The organism is Bacillus sp. J41TS8 (assembly GCF_018333035.1).
Taxonomy (GTDB): Bacteria; Bacillota; Bacilli; order Bacillales; family Bacillaceae; genus Bacillus; species Bacillus paralicheniformis.
In genome coordinates this window covers 316,163-327,613 of sequence record NZ_BORF01000004.1, presented here as the reverse complement: position 1 = coordinate 327,613, position 11,451 = coordinate 316,163, and the positions used below count along the sequence as shown (strand labels likewise).

The 11,451-nt window shown below is 44.3% G+C and carries 13 protein-coding genes; 7 read left to right on the top strand and 6 right to left on the bottom strand.

Annotated elements, in window-relative coordinates; all coding sequences use genetic code 11:
• Positions 1 to 139: 139 nt before the first annotated feature.
• The gene (locus KI350_RS08575) at positions 140 to 961 is read right to left on the bottom strand and encodes a manganese catalase (RefSeq protein ID WP_065644505.1); all 822 of its coding nucleotides are present in this window, start codon (positions 959 to 961) and stop codon (positions 140 to 142) included.
• 129 nt (positions 962 to 1,090) lie between these two features.
• Between KI350_RS08575 and KI350_RS08570 the strand changes: the two genes are divergently transcribed.
• From KI350_RS08570 to KI350_RS08560, 3 genes are all read left to right on the top strand, one after another.
• Positions 1,091 to 1,816, top strand: coding sequence for a YqjF family protein (locus KI350_RS08570; protein ID WP_065644504.1), 726 nt, complete (start codon positions 1,091 to 1,093; stop codon positions 1,814 to 1,816).
• Positions 1,817 to 1,965: 149 nt separating this feature from the next.
• The gene (locus KI350_RS08565; protein ID WP_065644503.1) at positions 1,966 to 2,481 is read left to right on the top strand and encodes a TetR/AcrR family transcriptional regulator; all 516 of its coding nucleotides are present in this window, start codon (positions 1,966 to 1,968) and stop codon (positions 2,479 to 2,481) included.
• 79 nt (positions 2,482 to 2,560) lie between these two features.
• On the top strand, positions 2,561 to 3,508 hold the full coding sequence (locus tag KI350_RS08560) for an SDR family NAD(P)-dependent oxidoreductase (RefSeq protein WP_065644502.1): 948 nt from the start codon (positions 2,561 to 2,563) through the stop codon (positions 3,506 to 3,508).
• 82 nt (positions 3,509 to 3,590) lie between these two features.
• Here the strand turns inward: KI350_RS08560 and KI350_RS08555 are convergent, their stop codons facing one another.
• Positions 3,591 to 3,998 (bottom strand): CBS domain-containing protein, encoded by a 408-nt coding sequence (locus tag KI350_RS08555; protein ID WP_065644501.1) that lies wholly within the window; start codon positions 3,996 to 3,998, stop codon positions 3,591 to 3,593.
• A gap of 64 nt (positions 3,999 to 4,062) precedes the next feature.
• Positions 4,063 to 5,016, bottom strand: coding sequence for a magnesium transporter CorA family protein (locus tag KI350_RS08550; RefSeq protein WP_065644500.1), 954 nt, complete (start codon positions 5,014 to 5,016; stop codon positions 4,063 to 4,065).
• A gap of 160 nt (positions 5,017 to 5,176) precedes the next feature.
• Here KI350_RS08550 and KI350_RS08545 point away from each other — a divergent pair, with 160 nt between their 5' ends.
• The 4 genes from KI350_RS08545 (at position 5,177) to KI350_RS08530 (ending at position 8,825) form a co-directional block, all read left to right on the top strand.
• A complete protein-coding gene (locus KI350_RS08545) occupies positions 5,177 to 6,475 on the top strand; it encodes a hemolysin family protein (RefSeq protein WP_025810659.1) in 1,299 nt (432 codons plus the stop codon).
• A gap of 148 nt (positions 6,476 to 6,623) precedes the next feature.
• The gene (locus tag KI350_RS08540; RefSeq protein WP_065644499.1) at positions 6,624 to 7,835 is read left to right on the top strand and encodes an ammonium transporter; all 1,212 of its coding nucleotides are present in this window, start codon (positions 6,624 to 6,626) and stop codon (positions 7,833 to 7,835) included.
• Between the two features lie 18 nt (positions 7,836 to 7,853).
• On the top strand, positions 7,854 to 8,204 hold the full coding sequence (locus KI350_RS08535) for a P-II family nitrogen regulator (RefSeq protein WP_003185936.1): 351 nt from the start codon (positions 7,854 to 7,856) through the stop codon (positions 8,202 to 8,204).
• Between the two features lie 225 nt (positions 8,205 to 8,429).
• Entirely contained in the window at positions 8,430 to 8,825 is a 396-nt protein-coding gene (locus KI350_RS08530) for a hypothetical protein (RefSeq protein WP_081303638.1), read from the top strand.
• 408 nt (positions 8,826 to 9,233) lie between these two features.
• On the opposite strand, the gene KI350_RS08525 is transcribed toward KI350_RS08530, so the two are convergent.
• From KI350_RS08525 to spoIIQ, 3 genes are all read right to left on the bottom strand, one after another.
• Positions 9,234 to 9,806 (bottom strand): ATP-dependent Clp protease proteolytic subunit, encoded by a 573-nt coding sequence (locus tag KI350_RS08525; RefSeq protein ID WP_065644498.1) that lies wholly within the window; start codon positions 9,804 to 9,806, stop codon positions 9,234 to 9,236.
• Between the two features lie 13 nt (positions 9,807 to 9,819).
• The gene (locus tag KI350_RS08520; protein WP_065644497.1) at positions 9,820 to 10,425 is read right to left on the bottom strand and encodes an RNA polymerase sigma factor; all 606 of its coding nucleotides are present in this window, start codon (positions 10,423 to 10,425) and stop codon (positions 9,820 to 9,822) included.
• A 135-nt stretch (positions 10,426 to 10,560) separates the two neighbouring features.
• The gene (gene spoIIQ, locus KI350_RS08515; RefSeq protein WP_065644496.1) at positions 10,561 to 11,436 is read right to left on the bottom strand and encodes a stage II sporulation protein SpoIIQ; all 876 of its coding nucleotides are present in this window, start codon (positions 11,434 to 11,436) and stop codon (positions 10,561 to 10,563) included.
• Positions 11,437 to 11,451: the final 15 nt, after the last annotated feature.

Below are 11,451 nucleotides of genomic sequence, written 5' to 3'. Positions count from 1 at the left end.
AATTTCTTGTGTAGAACATTAGAATGACACCGTCCTTTTCAATCCTTTTCTTTATTATAAAATGAAAAAATGGATAATTTAAGGAAAAAAATAAGACTGTCGAGATTTTCTCGACAGCCTGAGAGCCGTTCGGCTCTTTTTATTCTCCATAGTCAGGTGTATTGTGGCTTCGTTTTGGAGCGGGCTTCAAGACCGGTTTTTCTCCATATGCGACAGGGCCGCTCTCGTAGTGGAATGCCGCTCCGTCCGGCGCCTTCCCTTTCAGCCAATCAAACTGCGCGCTTTCTTCTCCATCCGAAAAATTGTATAAAGTATGCGCAATGTCTTCTTTTTCATTTTCATCCGGAACCGTGCCGGGCACGATGACGCCTTCTTTTTCTTCCAACTCTTTGATTGCGGCGATCCATTGGTTTTGGTGCATCGTGTCTCTTGCCAAAAGAAAGCCGAGCATATCTTGTACACCATTGTCATCCGTCATTTCGCGCAGCCGCGCGACTTGCAGTCTGCCTTGCGATTCAGCGTTGACATTTGCGCGCAGATCGGCCAGAAGATTGCCGCTCGCTACGATATAGCCTGCATTCCACGGAACGCCGGTGCTGTTTTCGGGCATGGCTCCCAGTCCCGAAACGATCGCATGGTGGGGGTTCATTCCGCCCATAATGGCGCCGATGACAGGATCGTCTGCGGCTTTTTCCTGCTCGTAAACCGGAGCGTCTTCAAGCAGGCGCGCGATCATCGTCGCAATCATTTCGACGTGTCCGATTTCTTCTGCCGCCGTATCCATGAGCAAATCTTTATACTTTTCATTACCCCTTGTATTCCACCCTTGAAAAAGGTATTGCATGGCCACAGATATTTCTCCGTACTGACCGCCGAGTATTTCCTGCATTTTCTTTGCGAAGACAGGGTCGGGTCTTTCAGGTTTCGCAGGGTACTGCAGCACTTTCGTATGCTTGAACAAATCACATCACTCCTCCGTTTTTTGTATCCTCGTTTTTGAATTAACCGAAAAGGGAAATGATAAAACCGTACAACAGGCTCGGGATGTGTTGCAGACGGGTCAACATTCGAATCGAAGGAGTGCTGTTTTATGATAAAAAATACTTCACACCGCCCTTTTCCGCCGCCTGAAGGACCGTGGATGATGACGCAAACATGGAATCATGTATTATTTGCCCATTGGGCTGTTGATCCTGAAGCCATTCGCAGACGAATACCGGCGGCCTTGGAATTGGAGACATTCAACGGAAAAGCATGGATCGGCATTTTGCCTTTTCTGCTGACAAATATGCGTCCCCGTTTTTTGCCGCCCTTTCCTTTCGTCAGCAGCTTTCCCGAGCTGAACGTTCGGACATATGTATCATATAAAGGTGTACCGGGCATTTATTTTTTCAGTCTTGACGCCGCTTCGCGCTTAGCCGTCGCCGGCGCGCGTACAATGTTCCACTTGCCTTATTTTCACGCCGGGATAAACTTTGTAAAAGAAGAAAACCATATTGAATTTTCCAGCAGAAGGGATGATTCAAAAGCGGCCTTCCGCGCCAGCTACCGCCCGCTGTCAGATTCCTTCACCGCCCAAAAAGGGTCCATCGAATACTGGCTGACTGAAAGATACCGCCTGTACACCACGTACAACAACCGGGTCTACTATGAAGACATTCACCACTCTCCATGGGCGCTGCAGCGGGCCGAAGCCGAAATCCGACAAAACACGATACCCGAAGCAAGCGGTCTCATATTGCCTGATACCGCTCCGCTTCTCCATTACGCCAAACAGCAGCACGTCTTATTTTGGCCTTTGCAGCGGCACCGGTGATGAAATCCGCGTATCTATTCTAATTGATTGAAAACTGTTGCACCAATAGATGCGTTTTTTAAAAATTACGGGCTTGAAACTTGAAAAGAAATCTGTTACGATCTCAGTAAGTAATCAATCAATAACAAAATGAAGGGAGGCGGCATATCATAAGACAGAGTAAGGAAAACCGAAAGGAGCAAATACTTGAAGCTGGATTAGAGGTGTTTGCAGAAAAAGGATATTATAATACCACGACAGCACTCATTGCTGAAAAAGCCGGTATTTCTCAGCCCTATATATTTAGGTTTTATAAGACGAAAGAAGAGTTGTTCGTTGCCGCGCTCGATCGGGCCTTTGAAAGAATCCTCCAAACGTTTCAAAATGTCGAATCCAGCTCCGAACAGATCGTAGCAAACATGGTCAAAGCATATGAAGAGTTGTCTGTATCACACCCTAATGAAATAGCCTTGCAGGTCATCGGACTCTCCGTTACGGAGGAATCGGTCAGGAATTGTTCAAAAACGGGCTTATCACGTATTAGAAACTATACGCTGGAAAGGTTCCGGGAAGCGAATGTTCCAAATGCGGAGAGGGAAGTTACGACTTTCCTGGCAAGAGGGATCCTTTGCAACATTTCCTATTTCTTGGATTTGCCGGAGATCATGCATGGCCAAACAGAATAAAATAACCGATTTGTTTCGGTTTTTTTATTTAAGCGTTAATTATTGATTGATTAATAACTAACCCAAGGGGGAATTTTCAATGGAAAAAGCAATCGTTTTAGGCGCAACAGGTGGAACAGGTCAAGCGATAGTTTCAGAATTGCTGTCAAGAAATATTCCGGTTATCGCTTTCGGCCGTTCTGAAAATAAACTAAAGAATCTCATAAAAGAACATCATTCAACACCGCTATTAACATATCAGCTTGGTGATGTCTTTGATGCACAGACCATCAGTGAAGCGGCAAAGGACGCAGATGTGATATTTCAATGCGCCAATGTTCAATATCATGAAATGGCGGATAAACTCCTGCTTCTCGGTGAAAGTGTAATGAAGGCTGCAAATATTTTAGGCAAGAAAATCGTGATTGTGGATGGAATATATGTTTACGGCCGACAAATTGCCAAAGGAGACGAAAATCATCCGAAACTGCCCCATACAAAAAAAGGAAAGATAAGAGTGGATTTTGAAAACTTAATATTCGATAAGAAATGGAAAAATGCCAAACCATTAATCGTCAGACTGCCCGACTATTATGGAAAAACTTCGCAAAATTCTTATTTACAGCCTACATTAACCGGAATGGCAGCAAATAAAATAGCTGTTTTTATCGGCAATCTAAAAACCCCCCGGGAGTACGTATATTTGCCTGATGCCGCAAAAATGATTGTGGAAATCGCAAGTAAAGACGATTCTTACGGTGAAAACTGGAACATTCCCGGCGCCGGACTGATTTCAGGTAAAGAAATTATAAAAATCGCACGTCAAATTACCGGCAATCATAAATTAGTCATACCATTAAATAAGCTTGCCATTCGTATAAGCGGATTATTTGATCCAGTAATGAAAGAAGTAGTAGAAATCATGTACTTAACTGAAGAAACATTTATTCTAAACGGGGAAAAATATGAAAAGAGAATAGGAAAAATTCCCGCGACACCTTATCAAGAAGGGCTGGAAGAAACATTGAAATGCTTAATGAAAACTTAATCTAAATTTTGGTTATTGATCAATCACTAAAATATTGCACGATAAAAAAGGAAGAGCTGAAAACGCTCTTCCTTCACCCTGTTTAAGCCGATTTTGAAATTTCGCTTAATGCTTCTCCCGCTTTCTCATCCGCATGTGAGACGGAGAGATCCCCCAAAGCAACGATTCCGACGAGACGGCCATCTTCAACTATCGGCAGCCTGCGAATTTGGTGTTCCGCCATCAGATCTCCTGCCTCTTCAGCCGACATATCCGGGCGTCCGGTCACCATCCGGGTGCTCATGATATCCCGAGCAGCTGCGTCCGTTTCATTTTCGGCTACACATCTGATGACGATATCCCGGTCCGAAACGATCCCCGTCAAACTGCCGTTCTCGCAGACCGGAATTGAACCTACATTGTAATCACGCATCTTTCCGGCAATTTCCGCAATCGGAGCAGAGGGTTCACAGCATTCGGCATTGGTTGTCATGATGTCCTTTAGTTTCATTCGGAATTCCTCCTTTACTGGGGTTATTATGTGCTTTTCCGATATCCCCCGGGCTTAAACCTATTTAAAAGAGCCCTTTCCTCTTCATATATCGTTTTTTATCCTTCAATAAATCGCCTGTCCACCCTTTCCTTTTCAAATACCAATACACAAGGACGGTAGAAACGGCGATTAAAATCAGCGAAAATAAATAGCCGTACTTTAATGAGAGTTCAGGCATGACTTCAAAGTTCATTCCCCACAGGGCGCCGAAAGCCGTCATCGGTGTAAAGATCGTCGTGAAAATCGTCAGCGCTTTAAAGATTTCATTGCCTCTGTGGGATGTCACCACTTCCTCGGAATGGAGCAAATAATTGATTTCATTCGCGTACTCTTTGATCAATGACATACCTCTGTCGATTTCGTAAAACGTCCTGCGCTGTTCGATTTCATCAAACGATTTGCTTAAAAAAGTTTCTTTAAGGCCCATTGCTACCTTTTTCATCGATAAAATTAAACTTCTTATGACGAGCAGTTCGTGACGCCGCTTATGAATCAGTTCAATGATGCTTTTATTGTTGTCATGGTGAAATCCCCATCTTACTTTTCCAAGGTGAACTTCAAAGTGCTCAAGTTCCTTTAAATACATTCTCATCAGTTCGCCCAGCAGGACCAGAAACACTTCTGGGGCATCTTTGCATCGCTCTAAGTGTTGATCGATCGGCCTCCTGTTTGCCTCCTCAAATTGCGAGATATCTAAATTCATTGTGAAAAAATAGTTTTTCGTTAAGTAAAAATGAAATGCTGTCCGGTTTTGTTGAACTTCCGCTTCCTGGTCGTAAATATATGAACCGTAGATCGCTTCCTTGCCTTGAACGGCAGCATTGATATCAATGCAATTGATATTGGCCGATGGAACGCCTTGAAACCAGTTTCGGCATTCCGGCCAATGATCGGGCTGGATCAGCCCTTGTGCTGTCGCTTTTTCGTGAGGGCCGAGCTGATACCATGTCCAGCCCTCTCCCTGAAAAACTCTCATATTTCGTCTCCTCCTCTTCCGGCCCATTCGTTTTATATTTCTTTGCCCGCCCTCCGCGTAAATAAACATCATGTTTGCCGCGCTGCGGCACGTGGTATGAAGCCAGTATGAGTTTTTCATAGAAAAGGAGGTGGCGCCTTCTTTTTGAGAAGGCGGGGCTTTGGAATTACTGAAGCTGATTGCAGTGGCAGGATTAATCGCATTAACGGGCTTTTTCGTCGCGGTCGAATTCGCCATCGTCAAAGTAAGGCGGACAAAGATCGACCAATTGATCATTCAGAAAAAAAAGGGCGCGCTTGCCGCAAAAGAAGTGACCTCACACCTTGACGAATACTTGTCAGCCTGCCAGCTTGGAATCACCGTGACGGCATTGGGCCTCGGCTGGCTTGGTGAACCGACGATGCAGACCTTACTGCATCCCCTTTTTTCCAAAATCGGCTTGAACGAGTCGATGACACATATTCTTTCATTTTTGGCCGCTTTTTTATCGGTCACTTATCTCAATGTTGTGATCGGAGAGCTGGCGCCAAAAACGATCGCCATTCAAAAAGCGGAAACCGTTACTCTGCTTTTTGCACAGCCGATGATCTGGTTTTACAGAATCATGTTTCCTTTTATATGGCTGCTTAATCATTCAGCCCGCATGATCACAAGTCTGTTCGGCCTGAAGCCGACCGGTGAACACGAATTGGCGTATTCGGAGGAAGAGCTGCGAACACTTTTATCTGAAAGCTATCAAAGCGGGGAAATCAACCAGAATGAATTGAGATATGTAAACAACATTTTTAAATTCGACGAACGTACGGCAAAAGAAATTATGGTGCCCCGCAATGAAATGACCGTCCTGTCTCTTGACGACAGTGTAAAAAAAGTGAAGCAGCTCATCAAAGAAACAAAGCACACCCGCTTCCCCGTCATGGAGGAAGACAAGGATCACATCACCGGAATGATCAATATAAAAGAACTGCTGCTGGCTGAGCTTGCAGGCGGGTTTTCTTTAGAAACAAAACCGTTAAAGCTATATATCCATCCGGTTATCCATGTGATTGAAACGATTCCCGTCTACCAGCTGTTCGTCAAAATGCAAAAAGAGCATACACATATGGCGATTCTCGTAGATGAGTATGGCGGAACATCCGGCCTTGTGACGGTTGAGGATATCGTCGAGGAAATCGTCGGCGATATTCGCGATGAATTCGATACTGAAGAAGTATCGGCTGTTCAGAAACTGGAAGATGACCATTACATCCTCAGCGGTAAAGTACTAGTCAGCGATGTAAACGACCTGCTCGGAATTCATTTATCAGATGAGGAGATTGATACAATCGGCGGCTGGATGCTGACGCAGAATATTGAGAGCAAGCCCAAAACGGCGATCGAAAGTGAAGGATTCCGTTTCAAAGTAAAAGATATGGACGGACATCGAATCGTTGCAGTTGAGGTTGAAAAAACCGATTAATCCCCCTTTCAGCCTCTCCCTGTCCGCTTTTCTTCCTAAAAACCATGTAAGGAAATCTGACATGTTCATCATGATATCTCCCTTTTGTCACTATAATGAAAGAAAAAGAGATCTGCTCTCAATCTAAATGACTACGGAGGAATGAAACATGCAGATGGGGGATACAGTATTTATGTTCTTTTGCGCTTTGCTCGTGTGGCTGATGACGCCGGGCATCGCTTTATTTTACGGAGGACTTGTCAGGAGCAAAAATGTGCTCAGCACCGTTATGCACAGCTTATCTTCAATTGCCATCGTTTCTATCATATGGATTTTGTTCGGCTATTCGCTCGCTTTCGCTCCCGGAAACCCATTGATCGGGGGTTGGGATTGGATCGGACTGCAAGGTGTCGGCTTTGAACCCAATGCCGATTATTCGGAGACGATTCCGCATACGCTTTATATGATGTTCCAATTGACATTTGCCGTCCTGACGACTGCGATTATTTCCGGAAGCTTTGCGGAGCGCATGCGCTTTCCGGCCTTTATACTTTTTTCAGTGCTCTGGGCGGTTTTCGTTTACTCGCCGGTCGCCCACTGGGTGTGGGGCGGAGGCTGGCTTGACGAGCTGGGAGCGATTGATTTTGCCGGCGGCAACGTCGTTCACATTTCTTCCGGTGTAGCCGGCCTTGTCGTTGCGATTGTTCTCGGCAAGCGGAAAAATATGAACGACACAGCCCCACACAACCTCCTTCTGACCTTGCTCGGAGCGACTTTGATCTGGTTCGGATGGTTCGGGTTCAACGTCGGAAGCGCGCTGACGATCGATGAAGTCGCCATGACCGCTTTTATCAACACGAATACGGCTGCAGCCGCGGGGCTGATCGGCTGGATTTTGGCAGAATGGCTGATCAATAAAAAGCCGACGATGCTCGGCGCCGTCTCGGGAGCGATTGCGGGACTTGTCGCGATTACGCCGGGTGCAGGCTTTGTTACACCTTTCTCATCTGTATGGATCGGGCTCATCGGTGGAATCGTCTGTTTCTGGGGTGTGTTTTCGCTGAAGAAAAAATTCGGCTACGATGATGCGCTCGATGCCTTCGGACTTCACGGGCTCGGCGGAACATGGGGAGGAATCGCGACAGGCTTGTTCGCGACGACATCAGTCAACGCAGACGGAGCAAACGGGCTTTTTTACGGAGACATCAGTCTCCTTTGGAAACAGCTGATTGCGATTGCCGCAACATATTTGTTTGTCGCAATCGTCACATACGCTATTATTAAGATAGTCAGTATCTTCTTTAAACTCCGTGCCTCAGAGGATGAAGAATCATTGGGCCTCGATCTGACGCTGCACGGCGAAAAAGCGTATCAAGATTAATTTGTCAGGAGTGATGGTATGAGCGGTCAAATGTATAAGGTGGAAATTGTAACTCGTCCTACAAACTTTGAAAAGCTGAAAACAGAGCTGGCCAAAATCGGGGTAACGTCCATTACGTTTTACAATGTACACGGATGCGGCCTGCAAAAAGGGCATACAGAGCTTTACCGAGGGGTCAAGCGCGAAAGCAATGTATATGAAAGGTTAAAAGTCGAAATCGTCGTCAGCAAAGTGCCTGTCGAAAAAGTGGCCGAGACGGCGCAAAACGTCCTGAAAACCGGGGAACCCGGTGACGGCAAGATCTTCATATACGAGATTAAAAACACCATCAACATCCGCACAGGCGAGGAAGGTCCTGACGCTTTATAAAAAGATCGAAGCTCCCGGCTGGAGTTAAGCCGGGAGCTTTTTTCGCATATGAAATTTTATTTTTCTCCATCCAAAAGCAACAGTTTCCTCATATAAAATGATATAACCCTAGCAAATACCAGTCTATTGTTAATGTATAATTTCTCCTTATATTGTTGATTTTTTTAGAAACATCCATTAATATAGGAAATAGTTTCTAATTAAATAAAGAAAGGAAGTCTTAAATTGAAAAAAATTGTAATGACTTTATTTACAACTACTCTCTTAGTGTTTGTATTTTTCGCCGGAAGTACAGAAGCTTTTGCAATGACTTCAAAAGGAGCAATTAACTTTCAGACAGATGCTAATACATATTCAAAACGTGCTACTTCAATTGTTGTGACAGGTACTATGCCCAAGAAATATTCTAAGCTAAATAACGGTGTTACAGTTTTTCTTGTAAACAAAAAAGGCGAAACAGTCAAATCTATAGCTAGCGATCGTGATAATATACGCAGCTTTAGAGTAAGCTTTTCAACGAGTAATATTCCAGCAGGCAAATATGACGTGCAAGTAGCAACGACTTGGGGAACCCGCACTTTAGTAGGAGAGCTAAAACACTATATAACAGTACAACATTAAATTCAATTTTATTTAAAATGAAGTTTAATCATTGAACCGCTAAAAATCTGCATTTTATGATTAAACCTAAAAATGGAGGATGCATAGTAAAAGCTTTGACTTTTTACTATGCATCCTCTTTTACTTTTCAGCTTTCTAGCTTGGGCTAATCCGTATTCAAATACTAATCTTCTAAGTTTTAATCAATCATGAAACTTAATTGTTTTTAAAGTTGGATTAATCCAATAATGATCATGAAATCTCTCTATTGTTTAATAATGAACGCCTACACAAAACAATAACTAAGGAGGATCATTCAAATTATTAAAGAGAAAAATAAATATACAATTTAATAACCCCCCCTTATAACTAATAAATATGAACAATCCCAAATATATTATTGTTTCTAAGTCTTTGGTTCAATATAGTTTACAAAACAGCATCAATAACACCGTATGCCTTCGCTTCGTCCGCATCCATAAAGTAATCGCGTTCCATGTCGGCTTTTAGTTTTTCAATGGGCTGACCCGTTCGTTCGTGAAAGAATCGCTCGATTTTTTCCCTCAGTTTGATGATCCGCTTCGCTGAAATCTCCATGTCTGTCGCCTGTCCTTTGACGCCGCCGAGCGGCTGATGGATCATGATTTCGCTGTTTTTGAGCGCATACCGTTTGCCTTTTGTTCCGCCGGCTAGGAGAATCGCTCCCATGGAAGCTGCCATTCCGACACAGATCGTGCGGACATCCGGCTTCACATAATCCATCGTATCCAAAATCGCATATCCCGCGGAAGTTGATCCGCCCGGGCTGTTGATATAGATCGAAATGTCTTTTTCATTGTCTTCGGCTGACAAAAACAGCAATTGGGCGGTGACCCGATTGGCGAGGTCATCGTTGAATTCAGAGCCGATCATAATGATCCGGTCTTTTAAAAGTCTGGAAAAAATATCGTACGATCTTTCACCGGCAGCCGTTTTCTCAATGACGTAAGGAATGGTGTTCATAGCCTTTTTCCTCCTAGGCAGCACACCTCATCATGCTGACGCAAGACGGCTGTGAAGCGCCGAAAAGCCATGTCTGTTTGGCAAATTCGAGCAGATCATCGGGGTTGTGATACAATATCGCCCGAACAAGCAGACCAATATGTTCGTCATCCCCGTCCTCCGCTTCCCTTTGCAGAATATCCGGAGAAAGGCTTTTTAATCGCTGACGCGATCTGAATAAAAGCGACTTGACGGATGATTCGGGCTTCCCGAGCGTCTCGGCGATTTCGTGCAGCTGAAAGGAAAACACATCTTTGAGCAGAAAAATCGTTAATTGCTTCGGTGTTAAAATACCGGAAAGCTGTTTCAGCAGGTGCTCGAAATCATCGGCCGCCTGCATGCGCTCTGCCCGCCCGTCTTCCAGATTGTCTTCTGACAGAAAGATTTCGCGCTTTCTTTTTCTGAGCAGGTCAATCCATTTATGCTTTGCCACCGTCTTTTGATAAGCATGTGAGGCGTCTGTTCGATTGATTTCTATTAACTTCAGGATGGTATCCTGGACTAAATCCTCAGCATCCCATTTATCACCTGTCATTCTCATGCAATACTTCATCAGCGCTTGCTGTCCTAGCTCATTCATGAATGCATTCACACTCCTTAAAAGAGGCCTCTTACTTAATAAACGGCTGGCTCTGCAAATTTGATACGGGTTTTTTATGATTGTAACAAAAAAGGCGCCTATCGTATTTGATAGGCGCTCTGAGGGAAGCGTGCCTTATGACTGGCTTGAATCGTCAGACTGGGTTCCGTCTTGATTTTCTGACCCTTCAGACGAATCTTCCCGTTTGGTTTTGTCGTCTTTTCCACCTGTTTGATCTTTCGCTTTGTCTTCTGTTTTTGGCTTTTCTTCAACAGAAGGCTGAGCAGGTTCCTTCATTTCAGCCGCTTGTTCCTCCACTGCTTTTTCGATGCTGGAGACCGGCTTGTCCATGAAATTCAACGGGTTTAGCGCAACACCGTCTTTGCGGATTTCAAAATGCACATGGTTTCCGCCTTCTTCATTGTAAAGGTTTTTGCCTGCTTTTCCGATGACTTGATTTTGTTCAATCTTGTCACCTTGTTTGACGCTTACTTCAGAAAGAGACTGATACACAGTTGATAAACCATTTTCATGTTCAACTTCAACAACGTAGCCCAGTACAGGGTCTTTTGCAGCTTTGATGACCGTACCGCTGAGAGATGCGGAAACATCGAATGTTTTTCCGTCTTTCTCAGCCAAGTCGATACCTTTGCTCATGCTGTACGTGTTATTATAGTTTACAAGTGCTGCTTCTTTCTCTTCTTTAGTTGCGTCAGTTTCAAAGAACTTTTTAACGACAGAAACATTTTCAGAATCAGCAACCGGCATTGCGACATTTTCGACTGGTTTGCCTACTTCTACCGCGTCATCCCGGTTATCATAGGCTGATTTCTTGCCATCGTCTGCAAGCTGATCTTTTACATCGTTGTTAGAAGCCGATTGATACCAAAGAACGGCGGTTAATACAACGACGGCACTTGTCAAATAGATGGCCGGAAATACCCAGCGTTTACGAAAAAACTGTTGCAGCTTTGTGATTTTGGAAGTACGATTCTTTTCTTCCTCTTTCATTACTCATCACCTCAG